The sequence below is a fragment of the Mesorhizobium sp. M0761 genome, from assembly GCF_040320205.1.
GTDB lineage: Bacteria > Pseudomonadota > Alphaproteobacteria > Rhizobiales > Rhizobiaceae > Mesorhizobium.
Genome location: NZ_JAMYPF010000001.1, coordinates 325,711 through 349,497, shown reverse-complemented (window position 1 = coordinate 349,497; position 23,787 = coordinate 325,711). Strand labels below are relative to the sequence as shown.

The following is a 23,787-nucleotide window of genomic DNA, read 5'->3' as shown; positions in this document are numbered from 1 at the left end:
CCTGCTTCCGGCCTCCGCTGTCGTTAGGTCATCTTCTCACAGGATATGAAAAAGGGCAGCCTTTTCTAGATTGGCTGCCCTTCCTGGTTCGGCTTTGCCGAATTCAGTCGGCTCAGCTTCCGAGCGCGGTCTTGACCGCCGCTGCCGCATCACCGCCATCGAAGGTGGTGACGCCGGCAATCCACGGCGCAACCGCGTCAGGGTGCTTCTTCAGCCAGTCGGCAGCGACCGTGTTGGCGTCGCCGCCCTTCAGGATCGCGTCCATCATCTCGCCTTCCATATCCAGGTTGAACTTCAGGTTGGCGATGAACTTGCCGGCATTCGGGCATTCGGTGGTGTAGCCCTTGCGCACATTGGTGTAGACGGTGGCGGCGCCGAAGCCGCTGTCGCCCATGCCGTCGAGATAGGTGAGCTTCATGGCGCCCATCACCGGATGCGGCGTCCAGCCGAGGAAGGCAATCCACTCATTGTTCTTGATCGACTGCTCGGCCTGCGTCAGCATGCCGGCTTCCGAGGACTCGACCAGCTCGAAGCCTTCGAGATTGTCCTTCGGGTTCTTGATCATGTCGAGGATGATGCGGTTGCCGTCATTGCCCGCCTCGATGCCGTAAATCTTGCCGTTGAACTTGTCCTTGAACTTGCCGATGTCGGTCAGCGACTTGACGCCGGCCTCCGCGACATAGGTCGGTACGACGATGCCGTAGCCGGCGCCGGTCAGGTTGGTGCCGATCGTCTCGACCGAACCATCGGCGGTGTAGTCCTTGATGTCGTTAGTCATCGACGGCATCCAGTTGCCGAGGAAGACGTCGAGATCCTTGTTTTTCAGCGACGCCATGGTCACCGGTACCGATAGCTGGATCGTCTGCGGCTCGTAGCCGAGCGCGGTGAGCAGCACCGAAGCGACGCCGGTGGTTGCCTGGATGTCGGTCCAGCCGACATCGGAAAGGCGCACCGCCTTGCAGCTCTCCGGATCGCCGGCAAGTGCAGCGCTCGTGGACAGAAAAGTCGCCAGGCCGAGACCGGCGACGAAGGTGTTCATACGCGACATTGGCAGTCTCCCATTGTGATTCTTTGGCGAAGCGTAGTTACGGTTTCTCTGCCCGCCTTGTTTCGTCAGCCAAACACCATTCTGGTGTGGTTTCAAGCGCTAAGACAATCACGATCAACGGCGCGGACTGGCCAAACAGCGACACGCCCGCCGCTTTTTGGATTGCAGACGGCTTTTCCCATGAAATGCAGCGGTGCCCTCTCCCCGCGCCGCGCCAACTCGGCTTAAAAGGACGGCATGGCCAAGCTCTACTTCCACTATGCGACGATGAATGCCGGCAAAACGACAATGCTGCTGCAGGCGTCCTACAATTATCGCGAACGCGGTATGACGACGATGCTGTTCGTCGCCGGCCACTACAGAAAGGGCGACACCGGGCTGATCTCGTCGCGCATCGGCCTGGAGACGGAGGCCGAGATGTTCCGCGACGGCGACGATCTCTACGCTCGCGTCGCCGAGCATCACGAACATACGACGGTGCATTGCATCTTTGTCGACGAGGCGCAATTTCTCGAGGAAGAGCAGGTCTGGCAGCTCGCCCGTATCGCCGACCGGCTGAACATCCCTGTGATGTGCTACGGCCTGCGCACCGATTTCCAGGGCAATCTGTTTTCCGGTTCGCGAGCGCTTCTGGCCATCGCAGACGATCTGCGCGAAGTGCGCACCATCTGCCGCTGCGGCCGCAAGGCGACGATGGTCGTGCGTCTCGGCGCTGACGGCAAGGTGGCCAGACAAGGCGAACAGGTGGCGATCGGCAAGGACGTCTATATCTCGCTCTGCCGCCGCCACTGGGAAGAGGAAATGGGCCGCGCCGCGCCCGACGATTTCATTGGCTTCACCAGAGGCTGAACGGCCGGGACAACATGAAAATTCTGCAGTTCACAGTTGATTGCCCGTTTCCGCCGGTCTCCGGCGGAGAGATCCGGAACGCCGCCAATGCACGCGCCCTGGCATCGATGGGCGAGGTCCTGACGGTAAGCCTGACTGGCGCCCCGGCACCCTCCACACCGCCGAACATCCGTCACCGGATCATCGAGGCAGCGCGCGGCAGGGCGCCCTGGGGCAGGCGCAGCCCGCACCCGACCGTGCATATGATGCCGGACGACGAGCTGGCCGAAGCCGACGCCATCTGGAGGGAGTTCGCGCCCGATCTCGTGGTGATCGAGGAGATCGTGCTTTCGCAGCTGCTGACGCTGGCGCCGAAGCATCGCGCGCGCACCGTCCTTGACCAGCACAACATTGATTCCCGGACGGTGTCCGACCGGATCGCCGGCCTGACGCTGTGGCAGCAAATTCGAGACTGGCGCCAAAACAGGCGAAGGAAGGCAGAGGCGCGCGAAGCCGACAGGTGTGCGGCTGCCCTGGCCGACCAGGTCTGGGTTTGTTCGCGGGCCGACGAAGCGCTTCTGTCCGCTCTCGGCCCCGTCAACGACGTCAGGTTCGTCGCCAACCCCATTCCAGACGAGAGCGTGCTTTCCCTGCCGATTGCTGCCGAGCGCTTCAGTGAGCTCAGCCTGTGCTTCATCGGGCATCTCGGCTATTTCCCCAACATCGACGCCGTCAAGCAGATCGGCCGCGCGATGGCGCCGTGCCTCGCCGCCTCCGGCCGGCCCTGGTCGATCACCGTCGCCGGCAGAAACCCGCGCGATGTCGTGCGCGGTCTATGCACCAGGCATGGTCTGCGGTTGATCGAGAACCCACCGCATCTGCCGGAATTGCTTGGGCGTGCCGGCTATGCGCCGATCCCGCTGCGCTTCGGCGGCGGAACCCGCATCAAGGTGCTGGAGGCGATGGCGGCGGGCCTTGTCGTCGCCGCCACCGAAAAGGCCGTCGAAGGGCTTGGCCTGCAGGCGGGCAGGCATTTCCTGTCCAGCGACGATGCCGGCAAGTTGGCATTGAAAATCATCGATCTCGCGACACGCCCGCAAGCGGCCGCCGAGATGGCGGAGATCGGCCGCGCTTTCGTGCGCGACAATCATTCGTCGGCGGCGATTGAAAAGCAGGTCAAGCAGGCGGTCGCGGCGATCCCGCGCACGGACTGAGCCCGGCTGCTATCCACCGGCATACGGCGTTTGTTAAGGCCTGCTGCCTATTTTGCCCTCAGCAAGAGCCAGCCGGGAACCGCCATGCTTCGAGCCATTTCATCAGCCCTTGTCATTTACTTGGCCGGTATCCTCGCCGCGCAGGCCGACGGCGATGCAGCACTTGGCAAGAAAGTATTCTACCGCTGCATGGCCTGTCACGAGGCGGCAAGCGACCGCGACAAGGTCGGCCCGCATCTCCTCGGTATCGTCGGCCGCACCGCCGGCACCGCCCAGAATTTCAACTATTCGCAGGCCATGAAGGACGCCGGCGCGGCCGGCCTGGTCTGGGACGAAGCCAACCTCAAAGCCTATCTCGGCGCTCCCAAGCTGAAAGTACCCGGCAACAGGATGGGCTTCTCCGGCCTGAGCAGCGACGAGGACATCGCCAACGTCATCGCCTATCTGAAGGCCGATCCGAAGCCTTGAACGGCGCGATGCGTAGCGTGATGGCGACGGCTTCCGCCAGCTGTCTCGCGCTTGCAACTCATTGAGCCCTCTGTCGAATTCAGCACACCCACACTGTCCGAGATCGACTTCTTCGCAGCCGTCAAAGTTCAATGACAATTGAACAATACTTGGCCGGCTGGTTAATCACGCCATGACCCCGCCTTCATTGCCTTTCAAGACGACCAGGCATTTTTTTGTTTTCGGGGCGGGTCTTGTCTTGCGTCTTTCAATCCCCTGATACCCCACATATATTCGCCGCTGTTCGCAGCCAGCGACCGGAAGCCGAAGCGGGAGGCCCCTATGGCGACATTGCAGAATTTCGATGCCGAAATTGCCAAGACCAGGCAGGTCGTGCAGGACATGCGCTCCAAGATCGAGCAGTCGGGCACGGTGCTTGATACGCTGGCCACCGCCGACAAGAAGATCGGCGACGCCAATTTCGACATCGAGAATGCCCGCATCGAGGACGTGCTGAAGCAGCAGAAGGTGATGGAAGGCAACATTGCCGACCTGATCATCGGGCTGGAAGACGCCACCAACGTCTTCGGCACCGAATTCGAGAGCATGAAGAACTACACCGGCTGGGAAAGCTTCGTCGGCGTCTTCTCGGCGCAACGCAAGCAGCGCATGCGCACCGACCGCGTCCGCAACATGTCGCTGGCCGGCAATCTGCAGGAGCTTCTGGTCAAGTCCGACACCATCGTCGGCATCCTGAAAGCGCAGAAAGAGGTCCTCGACCAGCGCTACAAGACCTCGGAAAACAGCCTGTCGCAGGTGATCGAGCGCCGCAAGGTCACCATGACCAACCTCGAGGCGGTGCAGAAGCGCATCGAGGAGGTCAATCCGCTGCTGCTCGACATCGAAAACAAGATCGCCGCTTCTACCAGTCAGAAGGAGCGCACGCAGCTTGAGGGCGAGCGCTCGAAACTGGCGACCGAATACAATGAAAAGCAGGCCAAGGAGCAGGAGCTTCTGGCCGAAAGCCAGACGCTGGAACGCTACACCTCGATGTTCCAGACCTTCGTCGATTCGCTCAACAATCAGATCGCAGCGCAGTCGACGCTGATCAACAAGCTGACCATCGATACCGAGCAGCGCATCGTGCTCTACAAGGCACTGGAAGATTCCTTGAAGACCGCCGCCCAGCAGGATGTCGCCCACAAGATCAACACGCTGGGCAGCCAGGTTGACAACACCGCCGAAGAGACCATGGCCGGCATTGGCGCCGCCTCGCAAAAGCACATCGGCGATCTCCTCGAAATGCACGAGAAGAACATGGTCGCCAGCTCCGACATCCAGCGCCGCAAGAAGCTCGCCGACGACGCCTTCGCCCGCCGTTTCGACGACGTGATGAAGAAGCACAATTCGGCCAACTACGTGCAGTCGTAAGGAGCGGCTGCACGCGGGCACACCGGCATGACTCCCGAAAACGAAGCGGCGGCGCGCTATTTTTCCGCCATCACGGCGGCACTCAGCGGCCTCGAAGTGTTCATGCGCGACGACCGCTCGCCGCTTTACCGGCACGGCATCGTCGCCAAGATTGTCGCCGAATACATTGCCCGGCTGGACAAATCGTTTTCCTGCTGGCGCAACCGGCTCGGCTTCATGGACACGTTCCGCATTTCGCGCGCCGACAGCGGCTATCCCGTCTTCCAGAACCTGCTCGAACTGGAAAACGACCGCCGCCAGGCCGAGGCGCGGCTGGCCAACATTCCGCTGGCCGGCGAATTGCGCGAGGAAATGGCCGACTTCATCCTGCGCCACAAGGAATTCCCCGAAGCGCTGCAGAAGTCGATGGCCGAGCGGCTCTATCTCGAGGACGTCAAGAGCGAACAGACTTTTGGCCCGTTCTCGCTGGCGCAGACGGCCAAGGTCTCGGTCAATCCAAAGACCGGGCGCCCCTATTACCTCGTGCACTGGGCGAGCTTCGACGGCAGCGCCAACCTGCCGCTGGTCTACATGGTGACGGTGGAGGATTCCTCCGAAAGCATGATCCGGCAGCTCGTTGACAGCAGCGGCAAGCTCAATGAACGGGTCGACATCCCGCTGCCGGTGGACGGCCTGCTCAACCCCGAACTCGCCCATCGCTTCGACGATTTCACCGAGAAGAATTCCGCCTACACGCTTTCGCCCGCAACGATTGCGGTCAATCTCGACAAGGATTTCGAGCCGCTGCACCCTAAGCAGCTGCGCCGCGTCGTGCTCGGCCCCTTTTATTCCGCAGGCATTACGGACAACAATTCGACCGTGACCGAGGTGCTGGCCAAGGTGCGCAAACCGGAAAATGCCTGGCTGCTCACCTGGACCATCCAGGAGGTCTACTCCAAGGGCGAGAAACCCGGCCGCAAGGGCCTGTTTTCGAGCGAGAAGACCACGCAGGAATTCTTTATCAACACCGACGATCTCGAAGCCGCGCGCCAGGGTGTGTCGAGCTACGAGAACCACGCCCTGATCCCGCACGAAGCCTATCAAGCACTCTACGCCGCCGGCGAAGCTCAAAAGATCTTTTCCGGCTACAAGGTTCACATCCTGTCAAATGGGCAGGTGATTTCAGATGTGTAAGAGTCTCGCTTGTGACGCCAATCGCCAAGCTGAGCCGAGGCGTGGCCGATGATGCCAGCGGTCTTCGCAAAGAAGAAACAGCTTGATGCTCTGAGGAAGACTGTCCGGGCCGGCGCGCTGGAAGGTCTGGAGCACAGCCAGCGCATCGACATCACCTACACGTCCAATGCGATCGAAGGCAACACGCTGACTGCCGGCGAAACAGCCCTGGTGCTCGAGAAGGGCATCACAATCAGCGGCAAGCCCCTTAAGGACCATCTGGAGGCAGTCGATCATGCGCGAGCACTGAATTGGGTGCTGGAAATCGCCTCGCAACGCGACATGCCGATAATCGAGGCCGATATCCGTAACCTCCACCACCTGGTTGTCGCGAATTCCAGGCCCGAGATTGCAGGCAGCTATGCCGATACCGCCCGCTATGTGAATACCGATGCCGGTGTTCACAATTTTCCGACGCCGACGGAAGTCCCGGCCCTCATGGAAGCTTTTTCCCATTGGCTGGGCGTGGCACGCAACACGCCGAAGACCGCCTTCGAAGCGCATAGACGGTTCGTCGGCATTCATCCTTTCAACGACGGGAATGGTCGTACGGCACGTCTGTTGATGAACCTCATTCTGGCGCGGGCCGGCTATCCGCCGGTAGCGATTCGTCCCGAGGATCGTCCGGCCTACATTGCCGCCCTTGAGATCGATCAACGCGGCGGCGGCCATGCCGCCTTTGACAAGTTGCTTTTCGACAGGCTGGACCAGACGTTGGATATGTATCTCGACGCCGCTCGCCAGGCGCGCGATTCGTCGGCCAGCAAAAGTATTCCTATGAGGAGCTGACCATGGACACGGGCCTGACCACCATCCCGGAAGCGGCTATCGAAAAGCACCGCGCAACCGCGCAAAGCTTCATCACCCGCGTCGTCGTATTGGAAGACCCCTCGCGCGAATCCGGCACAGCGCTGGCCGGCACCAACCGCCGCTTCGTCTCCACCGTCTCGGTCGGCTCGGTGCGGCGCACACGCGAGGTCGAGCTGGTCAAGACCGTCGCCGCAATCCATCCCGACGACCAGCTGATGAGCATCCCGCAGCACACGCTGTTGTTCCGCGCCCGCCGCGGCCTGGCGATTGCGCTCGCCATCTCCGACGTCTTCGCCGAGGGCTCCGACCTCGAAAGCCTCCAGGCCAAGAACACCCGCGCGCCTCTTGAGGGCGATGAGGCGGCGACCTTCAAGAAGCTTCTGTCAGCCTCGGCTTACGTTGCAGCCTTCAGCCTCGCCTCTTACCTGTTCCAGCTGATCGACAGCGACGGCGAGGCGCCCAACGATATCCCCGAACCGGACTTCCTGTTCGACACGCCGCAGGACGCGGTGAAGTCGATCGTCGCCGGGTTGGACAAGGCGATTGCAGGCTCCAAGGACGATGGCGACCTGACGACGCGCGCGCGAGCTTTTGCACGGGTCGCCATTGATGGGCTGCTGGCCCGCAAAGGCCGCTTCGACGGCATCGGTCCGTTCGAGAACGCCCACATCCGCATCGACGCCGACGATTTCACCCTCGACGGCTTCGACGTCGCGCCCGGCAAGCGCTCCAAGCCGCTGGTGATGACCTTCAAGAAGCCCGAAGAGGTCGTCGGCAACCACATCGCCAAATACCAGTCGGTCAAGCTCGCCAAGATGCTGATGGCCTATGATTTCGAGCGCGAGCTGAACCCGTTCGTCGAGCTCGGCGGCTTCCTCTTCACCTTCATCGGCGATGGCGCGCCGGGCACCGGCAAGACGACGCTGATCCAGATGATCGCCGGCCTCGTCAACAATTATTGCCAGGTTGCCGGCTATCCCTTCGCCTATGAGAATTTCGGCGTCGACCAGATCTCGTCCTACCAGGGCAAATCCGGCCAGAACTGCCGCCAGTTCATCAACAATGTCTTGAACCCACGCGTCATCGGCTTCGGCACCGTCGACGACATCGACCAGGTGGCGGCCCGCCGCTCCGACGACCGCGCCTCGGCCGGCCAACAGGAAATCACCGGCGTCTTGATGGACGCCTTTGCCGGCGCCGGCACGGTGGTGCGCGGCAATTGCTCGTTCGGCATGTTTTCCAACTATCCCGAAAATGTCGACGATGCGCTGCGCCAGCGCGCCGGCGCCCGCTGGCTGGTCGACGGCCCACAGAGCCGCGACGACTATATCGACATCTTCGTCCTGCTTGCCGGCAAGAACCACAAGATCCCACTCGGCGACCACAAGCTCTACGCCGCGCAGGAGATCCAGCGCGCGGTGACCGAAGCCTATGAGGAGCACGAGAAGCCTCAGGAAGACGGGCTGATGAAGGTCTATGAGCGCTACATGAAGGAGAATGGCGCGCCGAAATCGATGGCCGACATCGGCACTTATCTGCACCTGATCAAGGATGCCGAGCCGCGCTTCACCGGCCGAGCCATCAAGAACGTCACCGACGCCATCAAGATGCGCGCCATGGACATCGAGCTGCCCGACGACTGGTTCGAGAAGCCGGAAGCCTTCATGCACAAGGGTTACAACGAAAAGAAAGCCATGATCGAGGAACTGCGTGGGCCGTTCTCGATGGACATGGTCATGCAGGAGATCAACCGCTACGCCGACTCGGAGTTCCGCTATTCCGACAAATCCGACGACGCCGCGGTGGAGAAGCTGCTGCGCGAAGCACGCCTGCGCGAACGGGCGGGACGCGAGATGGAGGAGATGAAGAAGAAGGGGCTCTGGAATGCGTGAGCTTCCTTCGCTGCCCGCGGGTGCTGAAAGGCTTGGCGCTAACGCTGACGCCCCCCTCTCCCCGTCCTTCACGGGGAGAGGGTAAGGGTGAGGGGCGGCGCATGCGTGGACCAGAGATCGCTACGACCATACTGGCAGCTATCGAACAGCGCCTCGATCGGCACATCCGGACCAATGATCTTCGATTTATTGACGCCAAAGGCCATGGGGAGACATGTCCTTGAATGCTAGCGCTGCCCCTCACCCTTACCCTCTCCCCGTGAAGAACGGGGAGAGGGAGGCGTCAGCGTTGGCGCTTCGCCACAACAGGCAACGCCACTCGGAACGTTCTGCATGAGCCACGCCAAAAAGCCCGACCTTCTCCGCGACAATGAGCTGATCTACGGTCGCTTGCTCACCGTCGACGAGACGCACCTCATCCAGCGCTACAACAAGGCGCTTGTTGCCTTTGGCCTCAAGCCCACCAAGCTGAAGAGCTTCCAGATCGACCGCACCGGCTTCTCGCCCGAAGTGGCCGAGGAATGCGGCGATTACGATTATCTCGACCCCAATGAAGTCAACCGCCGCTTCATCATCCTGACGCCGTCGCAGATCGATCTGCCGGTGGTGCACACCGCCTTTTCCAACACCTCGCAGCTGATGTTCGAGTTCATGTCCAAGAACCAGCGCGCCATCGATGCGCTGACCATCAAGGATGTCATCTACGGCGAGATCGAGGATTCCGTTCCCCTGGTCAACGACATCGAGGATCTGCTGTCGATCAGCCAGGTCGAGTTCAGGGTGCTTTCGGCCGAGGACGTGCTGGGCAAGGCCGCCGAACTCGGCAAGCTGGTCGACCGGCTGAAGCAGGAGCCCGATGCCTGGCGCGACAACACCATGCTGAGCCGTATGGTGGAACTGGCGAAGGTGTGCGGCGATATCCGTGAGAATGCGCTGGTGCCCGACCAGGTGATCTTCCGCCACAACGCCTACTGGACCAGCCATTTCGGCGGCGTCTACGTCTTCGTCGATCCTGATATGACCACCGTCATCGGCGACCCGGCCGCCCCCGGCTTTCGCCGTTCGCGGCCCTGGCAGGTCAGCTATCTCTCGATCAACGATGCCGACAAGGTGTTCAAGTTCCTGGCCAGCACCGGCCGCATCGAACTGCCCCGTGCGTCATGGGTCGAAAGCTCGGGCTATCTCGAGCATCGCGCCGAGATGGTGGTGCGCGCTCTCATCCGCGACACAGAGCCGAACCGCAATTTGACCGAGGTCGACAAGGTCTGGCTGCAGACCTGGATCCATGGCCATGCCGATCTGATCACCAAGGACGGCAATTTCCCCTTTCTCAACGCCGCCAAGCGTGAGATCGCCCAGCTCGGCCATCTCAAGATCGAGGATGTGTTTCCGCAACAGCGCTTCCTGGTCGTGCGTGGCAAGCCCGACCATCCCGACGCCTGGCTGACCAACCAGCTGATCTCGGATTTCGTGCCGCAGGACTTCGTCTCGCGTTACGTCTTCAACAAGCCGGGCTTCTACAAGGACTATGACGGCTACAGCGACGCCTGGCGGTCGCATGTTGTGGACGTTCTGAAAACCACATATTTGAAAGACAAAGTGGCGTTTCGCACGCGCCTTTACGGCCTGACTGACTGAGGGGTGAACGAGAGCCATGCTTGATCCGATCGTGAATTTCTTCACCCGCATCTTCCAATGGATAGGCCGCGGCATCGGCCTCGTCATCGGCGCGATCCTGTGGCCGTTCCTCTGGGCTGGGCGCTGGTATACGCAGCGCGGCTGGATCCTGAAGGCTGTGGTCGGCCTCGCGCTTCTGGTGTTGATCGGCCTCTACGCCAATTTCTTCTACGCCACCCAGTGGTGGAACAAGTTCGATCCCAACTACGTCGACAAATACACCTTCGAGAACCGCAACATTTCCGCCGGCGAACAGGTCGCCGCCGGCGCCGGCACCGACACCGCCAAGACCTGCGGCAATTCGGGCATCGCCCAGGTGGCGGCCGACCTGACGGACTTCAACGTCAACCAGAATGCCTGGATCTCGTCCATGATCCTCTACAAACTCGGCCTGTTCGGCATCGACTGGGACAACACGCCGTTCATGGACAACAAGGCCTCGTTCCAGCGCGGCATCAACCAGGCGGTGCGGCGCACCGCCACCGAGCTTGCCGACAATCTCGGGCGTGTTCGCACCACATCGCAGATCGACGGCGACCTGCAGGATGCGCGCGGCAATCTGCAGTTCGACGAGGAGACCTGGTATTTCGGCCTCAACCCGTTCGGCCCCAAGACGCCGACGCCGAGCTATTATCGCGATGCCGTCACCAAGCTGCGCTCCTTCAACGCCCGCCTCGGCAGCTGCCAGGCGACGTTCGATGCCCGCGCCGACAATCTGAAGCAGTATATCGACCGCATCTCCTCCGACATCGGTTCGACCTCGGCGATCCTCAAGGAGCGCGCCGAAAACCATAACAATGGCTGGTTCGACTTCCGCGCCGATGACCGCTTCTGGTTCGCCTATGGCCAGCTCTATGCCTATTACGGCCTGATGAAGGGCGCCCAGGCCGACTTCGAGGACGTCATCAAGGAAAAGCATCTCGGCAATCTGTGGGACACGATGGATGCGCAATTCGTCTCGGCGCTGCGCATCCAGCCCTTCATCATCGCCAATGGCCGCGAGGATGGTTGGATCATGCCGACGCACCTGACGACGATGGGTTTCTACGTGCTTCGCGTGCGCTCCAACATGGTCGAGATCAGCAACGTCCTGACTCAGTAGCGTTCACAGCTTTCCCGGCGAGCGATGGCGAATTTGCGCCGTCGCCTCTGTCGCATTCCGTGCATTGGGCGGCTGTTTTGAGACGGCGGAACGTCGCGTCCTCTGGCTTCTATACGGCGCGGCAACGGAGCCAGGAAGAACCGGCGACACGTCGGCCGGCCGCGGAGACACTTTCTTCATAGGAAACATAGTTGCATGCAAGTTGACGCCGCGGGAGCGACAGGGCTAGAATATGCCCACGCCCGGGTTCAACATGCCTGCGAGTGAGATCAAACCCGTCCCCTCCACCGTCCAATCCGAAGGAAAGCCGTCATGGCCGAAGTGAAGTCCGACATCGAGATCGCGCGCGGCGCCAAGAAAAAGCAGATCCAGGAGATCGGCGCCAAGATCGGCATCCCGACCGAGCACCTTTTGCCCTACGGCCACGACAAGGCGAAGATTTCGGCCGAATTCATCAAATCGGTGAAGGGCAACAAGGACGGCAAGCTGATCCTCGTCACCGCCATCAACCCGACGCCGGCCGGCGAAGGCAAGACGACCACCACCGTCGGCCTTGGTGACGGTCTGAACCGCATCGGCAAGAAGGCGATCGTCTGCATCCGCGAGGCTTCGCTCGGCCCGAATTTCGGCGTCAAGGGCGGTGCTGCCGGCGGCGGCTACGCGCAGGTCGTGCCGATGGAGGACATGAACCTCCACTTCACCGGCGACTTCCACGCCATCACCACGGCGCACAACCTTCTGTCAGCGCTGATCGACAACCACATCTACTGGGGCAATGAGCTCGGCATCGACACCCGCCGCGTCGCCTGGCGCCGCGTCATGGACATGAACGACCGGGCGCTGCGCGAAATCATCTGCTCGCTCGGCGGCGTCGCCAACGGTTATCCGCGCGAGGCCGGCTTCGACATCACCGTCGCCTCGGAAGTCATGGCTATCCTGTGCCTTTCCACCGACCTCAAGGATCTGGAAAAGCGCCTTGGCGACATCATCGTCGCCTACCGCCGCGACAAGACGCCGGTCTATGCCCGCGACCTCAAGGCCGACGGCGCCATGGCGGTGCTGCTGAAGGACGCCATGCAGCCAAACCTGGTGCAGACGCTGGAAAACAACCCGGCCTTCGTCCATGGCGGTCCGTTCGCCAACATCGCCCATGGCTGCAACTCGGTGGTCGCCACCACCACGGCGCTGAAGCTCGCCGACTACGTCGTCACCGAAGCCGGCTTCGGCGCCGACCTCGGAGCCGAAAAATTCTTCGACATCAAGTGCCGCAAGGCGGGTTTGAAGCCGGCGGCTGCCGTCATCGTCGCCACCGTGCGCGCCATGAAGATGAATGGCGGCGTCAAGAAGGAAGACCTCGGCAAGGAAAACATCGAGGCAGTCAAGAAGGGCTGCCTCAATCTGGGCCGCCACATCGAGAATGTGAAACAGTTCGGCGTGCCTGCGATCGTGGCGATCAATCATTTCACCACCGATACCGAGGTGGAAATCCAGGCGATGAAGGATTTCGTCGCCTCGCTCGGCGCCGAGGCGATCCTGTGCAAGCATTGGGCCAATGGCTCTGCCGGCATTGAGGAGTTGGCGCGCAAGGTCGTCGAGATCGCCGAATCCGGCGCCTCGCAGTTCGCGCCGCTCTATCCCGACGCAATGCCGCTGTTCGAGAAGATCAACACCATCGTCCAGCGCATCTATCGCGGCGACGAGGCGATCGCCGACAAGTCGGTGCGCGACCAGCTGCATGCCTGGGAGCAGGCCGGCTACGGGCACCTGCCGGTCTGCATGGCCAAGACCCAATATTCCTTCTCGACCGACCCGAACCTGCGCGGCGCGCCGACCGGGCACACCGTGCCGGTACGCGAGGTCAGGCTTTCGGCGGGCGCCGGCTTCGTCGTCGTCATCTGCGGTGAGGTCATGACCATGCCCGGCCTGCCCAAGGCGCCGTCCTCGGAAAAGATCTTCCTCAACGAGGCCGGCCAGATCGAAGGCCTGTTCTGAAAATTTCGAGATCGTTGCGAGATCCAAGAAGGGCGGCCACTGGCCGCCCTTTTGCTTTTCGGGCGCAGATTGCCTATGCAGCGTTGCGCGCCAGCGCGCGCTGGTTTGACGCATAAGGCGTGTCGCGTTCGGGCAAAGCACCGGTCTTCAGGCAATCGATCCATTCGGCGGTCTTGAGCACGGCCGCAAAGCGCGACTGCAGGATGATGGACACCACGCGGTGGATCTCCTCGGCCGAGGCGTAGCCGGCGCCGTTGGCGTAAGGCAGCGAACCGGTGGCGTCGGACAGGAACTCGACCGCAAAGCCGACATGCGCGGCGTGGATGATGCTCGACAGGTCGCAATTATGCGTCATGTAGCCGATCACCGTTATTGTATCGATGGTATTGGCGCGCAGCCACGCCTCGAGGTCGGTGCCGGCAAAGGCGCTAGGCAGTGACTTCTCGACATAGTGGTCGCGGCTTCGCCGGGCGATCTCGGGATGCAGTTCGCCGCCATGGCTGCCCTTGGCGAAGACTGGCGAGGTCTCGGGCGCCATCTGCTTGACGACCACCACCTTCACGCCGGCCGCAGCGGCGGCATCCATGGCGCGCGCGACATTGACGACGCTGTCGCGGAACGGCGGATACTGGATGGCGAGGTTGCCGCCGTCATAGTCGTTCTGGACATCGATGACGATGAGCGCGCGGCGCGGGGTGTTGGCGGACATGGTGTTTTCCTCTCAGGCTTGAATGGGACGGGCCGAAACTAGCCGGATCGCCCTGTTGCCAAAAGTGTCCCGATTGACATCATTCGAAAGAATTGGGACAATTGTCCCTTCCTTGCTGGATACTTCTCATGACCGATCCGATCATTGCCGTTCTCGCCTTTGACGGCATCAGCCCGTTCCACCTCTCCGTGCCGTGCGTGGTGTTCGGCACCGACCGCACCAAGCTTGGCCTGCCGCGTTTCGACTTTCGCGTCTGCGCACTCGACGATGGAGCGATCCACACCGATGCCGGGCTGACCATCGCGGTGCCGTATGGCCTTTCCGCATTCGACGATGCCGACATCGTCATCATTCCGAGCTGGAAGGATCTCGAGGCCCCACTTCCGCCGCCGCTCCTGGCAGCGCTCACCCACGCGCACCGGCGCGGTGCGCTGATCGTCGGCCTCTGTCTCGGCACCTTCGCCATTGCCGCCGCCGGGCTGCTTGCGGGCCGGCGTGCGACGACACATTGGGCCTCCACCGACCGGCTGCAAACATTATACCCGGACATCGAAGTCGACGCCGACGTGCTCTATGTCGACGACGGCGACATCGTCACCTCGGCCGGCGTCGCCGCCGGGCTCGATTGCTGCCTGCACATTGTGCGCGCCCGCTATGGCGCAGAGGTAGCGCTGCGGCTGGCCAGGCACATCGTGCTGTCGCCGCACCGGCAGGGTGGGCAAGCGCAGTTCATCGAGCGCCCGCTGGCGAAAACCCCGGCCACCGACCGCTTCACCCTGGCGCTCGACACGGTGCGGGCAACGCTCGGACAAACGCACAACCTCGACCGCGTCGCGGAGGCCGCGGGCCTGACCCGGCGCACTTTCACCCGCCGTTTCCAGAAATCGATCGGCACCAGCTTTGGCGAATGGTTGGCCGGCCAACGCATCGAACTGGCGCAACGGCTGCTGGAGGCGACGGAAAAATCGATGGACATGGTGGCCTTCGAAGCCGGCTTCGGCAGCGCCACCTCGCTGCGCCAGCATTTCGCCGCACGGCTCAAGACGTCACCGGCCCAATACCGGCGTGAATTCTCGCGGCGAGCCGGTCCGGACGAGCGCATGGCACGCACGGCTTCATACTGACCGCCCACGACGAGTTCAGCCCCGCTTGACCGCCCGCGCCGGATTGCCGACCACCGTGGTGTTGTCAGGGACGTCGCGCGTCACCACCGCGCCGGCGCCGACTATGACGCCATTGCCGATGCTGATGCCGCCGAGGATGATGGCGCTGCCGCCGATCCAGGCGTCATTGCCGATGGTGACCGGCCGGGCAATCTCCAGTCCCGACTGACGGCCCGCGGCCTCCTTGTGGTGCTCGGCGCAGTAGATCTGCACATGGGGCCGAGAAGCGTCCGGCTTCCGATACGCACCGGCGCGGTGTCGAGGATGGTGCAGCCGGCATTGAGGAAGGCGCCGTCGCCGAGATGGATGTTGAAACCGTAGGCGCAGTGGAACGGCGCCTCGATGCGGCCGCCCTCGCCCGTGCTGCCGAGCAGCACCGATAGCGCTGGACCGATATTGCCGCGTTGCTGGGGCGGTATCGTATTATGCTCGAACACCGCATCGCGCGCGATCACCCGCAGCGCCTCCAGTTCGTCGTCGATGCAGGTGTACCATTCGCCTGCAATCATCCTTGTGCGTTCGCTATCGGCCATCACAGCGACTCCGTCCCTTCGTCGTGTTCGACTGTTTGCCAAAGTACAATGCTCACTGATGGAAGAAGCACCATCGCCTACTCTCGTCAAACGCAGGACCTATGCTAGCTTGCCCTCGTGGGCCAGTCCCGGGCCTGCTTTCGAGGGGATCTACATGCTCTATTTGCTTGCACTTCTGATCGGCGTCATTGCCGGTCTTCGCGCCATGACCGCGCCGGCCGCGATCGCCTGGGGCGCGTATCTCGGCTGGCTGCCGGTGGCCGGCACCTGGGCAAGTTTCATGGGCCATTGGGCCGCCGTCGGTATCTTCACCATCCTCGCCATCGTCGAACTGGTCACCGACCAGCTGCCCTCGACGCCGAGCCGCAAGGTGCCGCAGCAATTCGGCGCCCGCATCCTGCTTGGCGCCTTCAGCGGCGCGGTGATCGGCGCCACCGCCGGTTCCACCATTGGCGGCCTGATTGCCGGCGCCATCGGCGCCGTCATCGGCACCTATGGCGGCGCCGAAGCGCGCGGCCGGTTGGCCGCCGCCTTCGGCAAGGATTTGCCAGCCGCCCTCATCGAGGACGCGGTGGCGATCATCGGCGGACTGCTGATCGTGGCGGCGGTGGTATGACTGCCCAAGCCTCAGACGCCAAGACATACGACGCCATCATCATCGGCGCCGGACAGGCCGGCCCTCCTCTCGCCGGCCGGCTGACGTCAGCCGGCATGAGCGTGGCGTTGATCGAGCGCAAGCTGGTCGGCGGCACCTGCGTCAACACCGGCTGCATGCCGACCAAGACCATGGTCGCCAGCGCCTATGCCGCGCATCTGGCGCGGCGTGCCGCGGACTACGGCGTGACGTTCTCAGGCCCTGTCGGCGTGGACTACAAGAGGATCAAGGCGCGCAAGGACAAGGTCACAAACGACTCCCGCAGCAATCTGGAGACGTGGATCGCCGGCATGAAGGGCTGCACGCTTTATCGCGGCCACGCCCGCTTCGAATCCGCCAACACCGTGCGTGTCGGCGGCGACCTTCTGACCGCCGAAAAGATCTTCCTCAACACCGGCGGCCGCGCCTCGGTGCCCGACCTGCCGGGCGTCAACGACGTCGACTACCTCACCAACTCCTCGATGATGGATCTCGATGTTTTGCCGCGCCATCTTATCGTCGTCGGCGGCAGCTACATCTCTCTTGAATTCGCGCAGATGTTTCGCCGCTTCGGCTCTGAAGTCACCGTCATCGAGAAGAGTTCGCGCCTGACCGGCCGCGAGGACGAGGACGTGTCGGCGGCCATCCTATCGATCCTCGAGAATGAAGGCGTAGCGGTCCATGTCGGCGCCGACAACATCGGCTTTGCCCAACAGGGCAAGGACATCGCCGTGACCTTCTCATCCGGCAAGCCGCCGGCGGTCGGCTCGCATGTGCTTCTGGCACTCGGCCGCACCCCCAACACCGACGATCTCGGCCTCGATAAGGCCGGCGTCGCGGTCGATCTGCGCGGCTTCGTCACCGTCGACGACCAGCTGCGCACCAGCGTGCCCGGCATCTGGGCAATGGGCGACTGCAACGGCAAGGGCGCCTTCACCCACACCTCCTACAACGATTATGAGATCGTCGCCGCCAATCTGCTCGACGACGATCCGCGCAAGGTCAGCGACCGCATCGAGGCCTACGCGCTCTACATCGATCCGCCGCTCGGCCGCTGCGGCATGACCGAGGCGGCGGTGAAGAAATCCGGGCGCAAGGCGCTGGTCGGCCAGCGGCCAATGACCCGCGTCGGCCGCGCCATCGAAAAGGGCGAGACGCAAGGTTTCATGAAAATCCTGGTCGATGCCGACACCAGGCAAATCCTCGGCTGCTCCGTGCTCGGCCCCGGCGGCGACGAGGCGGTGCACTGCGTGCTCGACCTGATGTACGCCAAGGCGCCGGCCGATACGCTGGCGCGCGCCGTGCATATCCACCCCAACGTCTCGGAGCTGTTGCCAACCATCGCCCAGGAGCTGAAGCCGCTCGCCTGACATAGCCCCGCGTCAAGCTCAGCGCTTTCTGCATTGGTGCGTTGCAGCAATGTGCATTGCGCGCGGCAAGGCTTCTCGTTCAGTCTGAATTGAACCGATTCAGTCTGGATTTTCCATGCCTTTGCCGATCCTTGCGCTTGCCATTGCGTCCTTCTGCATCGGCACCACCGAATTCGTCATCATGGGCCTGTTGCCGGAGGTTGCGGCCGATCTCGGCGTGTCGATCCCCTCGGCCGGCCTGCTGGTCACCGGCTATGCGCTGGGCGTCGTCTTCGGCGCACCCATCGTCGCCATGGCCACCGCGCATTTGCCGCGCAAGCCGGTCCTGGTCGCGCTGACGGCGATGTTCGTCGTCGGCAATCTGCTCTGCGCCATCGCGCCCAATTACTGGCTCCTGATGGCCGCTCGCGTTTTCACCGCCTTCGGCCATGGCGCCTTCTTCGGCATCGGCTCGGTCGTTGCCGCCAGCCTGGTGCCGCGCAACAAGCGCGCCAGCGCCATGGCGATGATGTTCGCGGGATTGACGCTCTCCAACATTCTCGGCGTTCCCGCCGGCACGGCGCTTGGCGAAGCCTTCGGCTGGCGCTCCACCTTCTTTGCCGTCGTTAGCATCGGCCTGATCTCTGTTGCGGCCATCGCCTGGCTGGTGCCATCCAATGTCGCCGAACCGAGCGGCGGCGGCCTGCGCAGTGAACTGCGCGTGCTGGGCAAGCTGCAAGTCTGGCTCGCCATGCTGATCGCCTCGCTGGCCTCGGCCAGCCTGTTTGCCGTCTTCACCTACATCAAGCCCTACCTTACCGGTGTCTCCGGCCTGTCGACCTCCGCGGTCACCTGGGTCCTGCTGCTGTTCGGCGCCGGCATGACCATAGGCAACATCATCGGCGGCCGGCTGGCCGACTGGAAATTGATGCCGACGGTCATCGGCACGCTGCTTTTGATGGCAGTTCTGTTTGTCGGCTTCACGCAGTTCGGCGCTATCGCCAGCGTCGCCATCGGCGTCGTCTTCTTGTGGGGACTGCTGATCTTCGTCGTCGTGCCGCCGCTGCAGATCCGCGTCGTCGAAGCGGCTTCGGAAGGGCCGAACCTCGCCGCCACGCTCAACCAGGGCGCATTCAATATCGGCAATGCCAGCGGCGCCTGGATCGGCGGCGTGGCTCTGTCGGCCGGCGTTTCCTATGCTCATTTGCCGCTGGTCGGCGCGGTGCTGGCCCTGCTGGCGGTCAGCGTAGCCGTTGTCTCGCAGGCGCTCGAAGGATCGGCGCCGATAACGACGGTTCCGGCCGCCGCCGAATAATTCCATTGCGCCCATGGCGGCGCGAACTGGACCAATCGACAGCCCTTCGGCAAAAGTGCATGTGTTCTGCCTCTTATCCTGGAGGCATCCCATGCAGAAATCGATCGAACGCATCGCCGGCGATACCGAAGGCGTTTCCTACGAATTCCCGGTGTTCCGCTTCGCCGGCGCCGACAAGGCAGCACCTTCGGCCTATCTCCAGGCAGCACTCCACGCCGGTGAACTGCCTGGTGTCGTCGCCATCGACGCGCTGATGCCGGCGCTGAACAAGGCCGAAGCCGAAGGCCGCATCAAGGGCAGCATCACGGTCGTGCCCTGGGCCAATCCGATCGGCCGCGCGCAATATCATTTCGGCGAGCACCAGGGCCGCTTTCATCTCGGCACCCGCAACAATTTCAACCGCGGCTTTCCGTTGCTCGCAGCACCGGACGCCAAGCTTTTGCCCGACACCACGCTTGGCACCCCCGACCAGCGATTGAAGACCCGTCTGGTGCAGCTGTCGCTCGGCCACGACATCGTGCTCGACCTGCATTGCGACGACGAGGGCCTTGCCTATCTCTACGTGCACGCCAGCCTGTGGCCGGCGATGGCCGATTGCGCCGCCGCCATGGGTATCGACGCCGTGGTGTTGTGGAGCGAGGACACCGACGGCACCTTCGAGGGCGCCACGATCATGCCCTACCAGAACGTCCCCGCCAACGTGGCGAAGCTCGACCGCCGCGTTGCCACCACGGTAGAATACCGTGGCATGCTGGATGTCGACGGCGCGCTGGCAAGTTCCGATGCCGAAGGCCTTTACCGGCTGCTGGCGGCGCGCGGCGTCATCGCCGATACCGCCCTTCCCGCACCCGGCGCGTTCAAGGGCCTCGTCGCGCCGCTGGAGAACATCGACATGATGCCGGCGCCCCGGGCCGGCGCCATCCTCTACGACGTCAAGCCCGGCGACCGCGTCGCCAAGGGCGCGCGCCTCGCCACCATCGTCCACACACCGGGCGAGGCCGGCGGCCGCACCGAAGTGCTGGCGCCGCAGGACGGCGTCATCCTGACCCGCCGCTCGCGCCGCATCATCCGCGCCGGCGAGGATCTCTTGAAGCTGGTCGGCGACAAGAAGAGCGCCGACGCGAGGTCAGGCACGCTGGAGGACTGAGCTAACCCGAAATCGCCAGCCGCGCCTTGGCCTCCAGCCATTCGGCCATCTGCCGGTACGGCACCGGGCCGTGGCTGACACGGGCGACACCAAGCTCGGCCAGGCGCTGGCGCGGCGGCACATGCGCCAGCGCGATGATGTTGACCGGCAATGCCGTCGCCTTGCACAGCGCCTCGATCAGACCCTCGTCGCCGAGCCCCGGCGCAAAGAAGCCGCTAGCTCCTGACTTTTCATAAGCGTGCGCCCGCTCGATGGCCTGGTCGAGCAGCACGCTGTCATGCGCATCCGGCTTGGCCTTGAGGAAAATGTCGGTACGGGCGTTGATGTAGGCGGGAATGCCGGAAGCCTTCACCGCCGCCGCTGCCGCCTCGATCCGCTTCACCTGTACCGCGATGTCGTGCAGACCAGCGCCGCCGACGATCTGGTCCTCGAAATTGAAACCGATGGCGCCGGCCTGCAGGGCACGTGTCACCGTCTGGGCGACAGTCTCCGGCTCGACGCCGTAGCCGCCTTCGAGGTCCATGGTCACCGGCAGGTCGACTGCCGCCACGATGCGCCTGATGTTGTCCAGCGCTAGCTCCAGCGGAATTTTCTCGCCATCGGCATAACCAAAAGCAGCCGCGACCGGCCAGCTTCCGGTGGCGATCGCCTTGGCGCCCGCCCTCTCGACGATCTTGGCCGAGCCCGGATCCCAGGCATTGTAGAGAACGATCGGGTTGCCCTTGACATGAAGGGCATGGAACGTGCGTGCGCGCTCGATCTGCTCGGTCATTGCTGTCTTCCCGTCTTTCCAATGTTGGACGAACAGTCTAGGCAGGACCCCAAGCCTTGGCGATGTGCCATGGGCTGCAGAAGCGGCGGCCACAAACAGGCCTTTCAAACCTGTTGCGCATCCGGCTATTCGCCGCTATGGATTTCGCCCATGAACATGCGCTCGATCAAGACCATTTGGTGGTGGGCTCGCTGACAGCGGCCTGTTCGAACGCGTGCGCGTGAAAATAGAGGGTGGCCGCAACGGAATGTCCGGGCGGCCATTTGTTTTTTCAAAGCCATTCCCGGGTCCGTTGCCCCAACAAGCCATATGGAGACGGCAATGACGATGAAGGCTCTGGAAAACGGCGCGGAAAGCTTCGTTACCGCAGGTGGTGTCACCATCACCCGCGAACGCCACGACAAGCCTTACGCCGGTGCGATCGACGCTTATGTCGATGGCTTGAACTCGCGCCGTGGTGCGGTGTTTTCCTCGAATTACGAATATCCGGGCCGCTACACACGCTGGGATACGGCCATCATCGATCCGCCGCTGGTGATTTCCGCGCGTGGCCGCGCCATGCGCATCGAGGCGCTGAACGGCCGTGGCGAAGTGCTGCTGCCGGTGATCGGCAAGACGCTGGCCGGCATTACCGAGGTGACGATTGCTGAAACCTCGAAAAAGCTGATTCGCCTCGATGTCGCCAAGCCCGGCCGCGTCTTCACCGAGGAAGAGCGCAGCCGCGTCCCCTCTGTGTTTACTGTGCTGCGCGCCATCACCGCTTTGTTCAAGACCGATGAAGACGCCAATCTCGGCCTTTACGGCGCCTTCGGTTACGACCTCGCCTTCCAGTTCGATCCAGTCGACTACAAGCTCGAGCGCAAACAGAGCCAGCGCGATCTCGTGCTGTTCCTGCCTGACGAGATCCTGGTCGTCGACCATTATTCGACCAAGGCCTGGACCGACCGCTACGACTATTCCGGCGACGGTTTTTCAACCGAGGGGCTGCCGCGGGACGAAATTGCCGAACCGTTCAAGACCGCCGACCGCATCCCGCCGCGCGGCGACCATGAGCCGGGCGAATATGCCAATCTGGTGCGCAAGGCGATGGACAGTTTCAAGCGCGGCGACCTGTTCGAGGTCGTGCCCGGGCAGATGTTCTACGAACGCTGCGAGACGCAGCCTTCCGAAATCTCGCGCAAGCTGAAGTCGATCAACCCGTCGCCCTATTCCTTCTTCATCAATCTCGGCGAAAACGAGTATCTGATCGGCGCCTCGCCCGAAATGTTCGTGCGCGTCAACGGCCGCCGCGTAGAGACCTGCCCGATCTCCGGCACCATCAAGCGCGGCGACGACGCCATTTCCGACAGCGAGCAGATCCTGAAGCTGCTCAATTCCAAGAAGGATGAATCCGAGCTGACCATGTGCTCGGACGTCGACCGCAACGACAAGTCCAGGGTCTGCGATCCGGGCTCGGTGCGCGTCATCGGCCGCCGCCAGATCGAGATGTATTCACGCCTGATCCACACCGTCGATCACATCGAAGGGCGCCTGCGCGAAGGCATGGATGCCTTCGACGCCTTCCTGTCGCATGCCTGGGCGGTCACCGTCACCGGCGCGCCGAAACTGTGGGCGATGCGCTTCATCGAGCAGAACGAAAAGAGCCCGCGTGCCTGGTATGGCGGCGCCATCGGCATGGTCAATTTCAACGGCGACATGAACACCGGCCTGACGCTCCGCACCATCCGCATCAAGGACGGCATTGCCGAGGTGCGAGCCGGCGCCACATTGCTCTTCGACAGCATCCCCGAGGAAGAAGAAGCCGAAACCGAACTGAAGGCATCCGCCATGCTCTCCGCCATTCGCGACGCCAAATTGGGCAATGCCGCAGGCGCCGAACGCACCACCGCGCGCGTCGGCGACGGCGTCAACATCCTGCTCGTCGACCACGAGGACTCCTTTGTCCACACACTGGCCAACTATTTCCGCCAGACCGGTGCCAATGTCTCGACCGTGCGTTCGCCGGTGCCGGAAGAAGTCTTCGAACGGCTGAAGCCCGATCTCGTCGTGCTGTCGCCCGGACCGGGCACGCCGAAGGATTTCGACTGCGCCGCGACCATCAAGAACGCCCGCGCCCGCGACCTGCCGATCTTCGGCGTCTGCCTTGGCCTGCAGGCGCTGGCCGAGGCCTATGGCGGCGAACTCAGGCAGTTGCACGTGCCGATGCACGGCAAGCCGTCGCGCATCCGCGTCTCCAAGCCCGGAATCATCTTCTCCGGCCTGCCCAAGGAAGTGACCGTCGGCCGCTACCACTCGATCTTTGCCGATCCGGTGCGGCTGCCCGACGATTTCATCGTCACCGCCGAGACCGAGGATGGCATCATCATGGCCTTCGAACACCGCAAGGAGCCGATCGCCGCCGTCCAGTTCCATCCGGAATCGATCATGACGCTCGGCCACAATGCCGGCATGCGCATCATCGAAAACATCGTTGCGCATCTGCCGCGCAAGGCCAAGGAAAAGGCCGCCTAGA

Annotated in this window: 20 protein-coding genes and 1 pseudogene; 16 read left to right on the top strand and 5 right to left on the bottom strand. The window is 62.8% G+C overall.

The features are described 5' to 3' along the window. Positions 1 to 112 precede the first annotated feature (112 nt). Entirely contained in the window at positions 113 to 1,048 is a 936-nt protein-coding gene (locus NKI32_RS01685; RefSeq protein WP_023686157.1) for a choline ABC transporter substrate-binding protein, read from the bottom strand. A 237-nt stretch (positions 1,049 to 1,285) separates the two neighbouring features. On the opposite strand from NKI32_RS01685, the gene NKI32_RS01680 reads away from it, so the two are divergent. The 7 genes from NKI32_RS01680 (at position 1,286) to NKI32_RS01650 (ending at position 8,882) form a co-directional block, all read left to right on the top strand. Beyond that, positions 1,286 to 1,897, top strand: a complete 612-nt coding sequence (locus NKI32_RS01680) for a thymidine kinase (RefSeq protein ID WP_023683669.1) — start codon at positions 1,286 to 1,288, stop codon at positions 1,895 to 1,897. A gap of 14 nt (positions 1,898 to 1,911) precedes the next feature. Continuing rightward, complete coding sequence (locus NKI32_RS01675; protein WP_352510461.1) at positions 1,912 to 3,090, top strand: glycosyltransferase; 1,179 nt, start codon at positions 1,912 to 1,914, stop codon at positions 3,088 to 3,090. A gap of 84 nt (positions 3,091 to 3,174) precedes the next feature. Then, the gene (locus tag NKI32_RS01670; RefSeq protein WP_023737794.1) at positions 3,175 to 3,558 is read left to right on the top strand and encodes a c-type cytochrome; all 384 of its coding nucleotides are present in this window, start codon (positions 3,175 to 3,177) and stop codon (positions 3,556 to 3,558) included. Positions 3,559 to 3,879: 321 nt separating this feature from the next. After that, positions 3,880 to 4,968 carry a hypothetical protein gene (locus tag NKI32_RS01665; protein ID WP_023669990.1) on the top strand — a complete coding sequence of 363 codons (1,089 nt, stop codon included), beginning with the start codon at positions 3,880 to 3,882 and terminating at the stop codon, positions 4,966 to 4,968. 27 nt (positions 4,969 to 4,995) lie between these two features. Continuing rightward, complete coding sequence (locus tag NKI32_RS01660) at positions 4,996 to 6,141, top strand: hypothetical protein (protein WP_023669989.1); 1,146 nt, start codon at positions 4,996 to 4,998, stop codon at positions 6,139 to 6,141. Positions 6,142 to 6,189: 48 nt separating this feature from the next. After that, entirely contained in the window at positions 6,190 to 6,969 is a 780-nt protein-coding gene (locus tag NKI32_RS01655) for a Fic family protein (RefSeq protein ID WP_352459836.1), read from the top strand. Between the two features lie 2 nt (positions 6,970 to 6,971). Beyond that, positions 6,972 to 8,882, top strand: a complete 1,911-nt coding sequence (locus tag NKI32_RS01650) for an AAA family ATPase (protein ID WP_353001625.1) — start codon at positions 6,972 to 6,974, stop codon at positions 8,880 to 8,882. A gap of 68 nt (positions 8,883 to 8,950) precedes the next feature. On the opposite strand, the gene NKI32_RS01645 is transcribed toward NKI32_RS01650, so the two are convergent. Beyond that, positions 8,951 to 9,088: a hypothetical protein gene (locus tag NKI32_RS01645; RefSeq protein ID WP_023749803.1), complete on the bottom strand. Its 138-nt coding sequence runs from the start codon at positions 9,086 to 9,088 to the stop codon at positions 8,951 to 8,953. Positions 9,089 to 9,215: 127 nt separating this feature from the next. Between NKI32_RS01645 and NKI32_RS01640 the strand changes: the two genes are divergently transcribed. The 3 genes from NKI32_RS01640 to NKI32_RS01630 all read left to right on the top strand — a co-directional run bounded on the left by NKI32_RS01640 (position 9,216) and on the right by NKI32_RS01630 (position 13,653). Beyond that, complete coding sequence (locus tag NKI32_RS01640) at positions 9,216 to 10,520, top strand: DUF6638 family protein (protein WP_023825374.1); 1,305 nt, start codon at positions 9,216 to 9,218, stop codon at positions 10,518 to 10,520. 16 nt (positions 10,521 to 10,536) lie between these two features. After that, entirely contained in the window at positions 10,537 to 11,661 is a 1,125-nt protein-coding gene (locus tag NKI32_RS01635) for a DUF2333 family protein (RefSeq protein WP_023686165.1), read from the top strand. A 312-nt stretch (positions 11,662 to 11,973) separates the two neighbouring features. Further along, positions 11,974 to 13,653: a formate--tetrahydrofolate ligase gene (locus tag NKI32_RS01630; RefSeq protein WP_023683662.1), complete on the top strand. Its 1,680-nt coding sequence runs from the start codon at positions 11,974 to 11,976 to the stop codon at positions 13,651 to 13,653. A 73-nt stretch (positions 13,654 to 13,726) separates the two neighbouring features. Here the strand turns inward: NKI32_RS01630 and NKI32_RS01625 are convergent, their stop codons facing one another. Beyond that, positions 13,727 to 14,362, bottom strand: a complete 636-nt coding sequence (locus NKI32_RS01625; RefSeq protein ID WP_353001623.1) for an isochorismatase family protein — start codon at positions 14,360 to 14,362, stop codon at positions 13,727 to 13,729. Positions 14,363 to 14,490: 128 nt separating this feature from the next. Here NKI32_RS01625 and NKI32_RS01620 point away from each other — a divergent pair, with 128 nt between their 5' ends. Beyond that, the gene (locus NKI32_RS01620) at positions 14,491 to 15,486 is read left to right on the top strand and encodes a GlxA family transcriptional regulator (protein WP_023825376.1); all 996 of its coding nucleotides are present in this window, start codon (positions 14,491 to 14,493) and stop codon (positions 15,484 to 15,486) included. A gap of 15 nt (positions 15,487 to 15,501) precedes the next feature. On the opposite strand, the pseudogene NKI32_RS01615 reads toward NKI32_RS01620, so the two are convergent. Beyond that, a pseudogene (locus NKI32_RS01615) lies at positions 15,502 to 16,058 on the bottom strand (sugar O-acetyltransferase). Between the two features lie 154 nt (positions 16,059 to 16,212). On the opposite strand from NKI32_RS01615, the gene NKI32_RS01610 reads away from it, so the two are divergent. The 4 genes from NKI32_RS01610 (at position 16,213) to NKI32_RS01595 (ending at position 20,503) form a co-directional block, all read left to right on the top strand. After that, positions 16,213 to 16,674, top strand: coding sequence for a membrane protein (locus NKI32_RS01610; protein WP_023695827.1), 462 nt, complete (start codon positions 16,213 to 16,215; stop codon positions 16,672 to 16,674). Next, the gene (locus tag NKI32_RS01605; RefSeq protein ID WP_353001621.1) at positions 16,671 to 18,062 is read left to right on the top strand and encodes an FAD-containing oxidoreductase; all 1,392 of its coding nucleotides are present in this window, start codon (positions 16,671 to 16,673) and stop codon (positions 18,060 to 18,062) included. The genes NKI32_RS01610 and NKI32_RS01605 overlap by 4 nt, the downstream gene beginning before the upstream one ends. A 115-nt stretch (positions 18,063 to 18,177) precedes the next feature. Then, the gene (locus NKI32_RS01600; protein WP_353001620.1) at positions 18,178 to 19,356 is read left to right on the top strand and encodes an MFS transporter; all 1,179 of its coding nucleotides are present in this window, start codon (positions 18,178 to 18,180) and stop codon (positions 19,354 to 19,356) included. Between the two features lie 91 nt (positions 19,357 to 19,447). Further along, positions 19,448 to 20,503, top strand: a complete 1,056-nt coding sequence (locus tag NKI32_RS01595; RefSeq protein ID WP_023695830.1) for a succinylglutamate desuccinylase/aspartoacylase family protein — start codon at positions 19,448 to 19,450, stop codon at positions 20,501 to 20,503. Between the two features lies 1 nt (position 20,504). Here the strand turns inward: NKI32_RS01595 and NKI32_RS01590 are convergent, their stop codons facing one another. Continuing rightward, positions 20,505 to 21,275: an isocitrate lyase/PEP mutase family protein gene (locus NKI32_RS01590; protein WP_023751268.1), complete on the bottom strand. Its 771-nt coding sequence runs from the start codon at positions 21,273 to 21,275 to the stop codon at positions 20,505 to 20,507. 321 nt (positions 21,276 to 21,596) lie between these two features. On the opposite strand from NKI32_RS01590, the gene NKI32_RS01585 reads away from it, so the two are divergent. Then, on the top strand, positions 21,597 to 23,786 hold the full coding sequence (locus NKI32_RS01585) for an anthranilate synthase (protein ID WP_023686176.1): 2,190 nt from the start codon (positions 21,597 to 21,599) through the stop codon (positions 23,784 to 23,786). Position 23,787 lies beyond the last annotated feature (1 nt).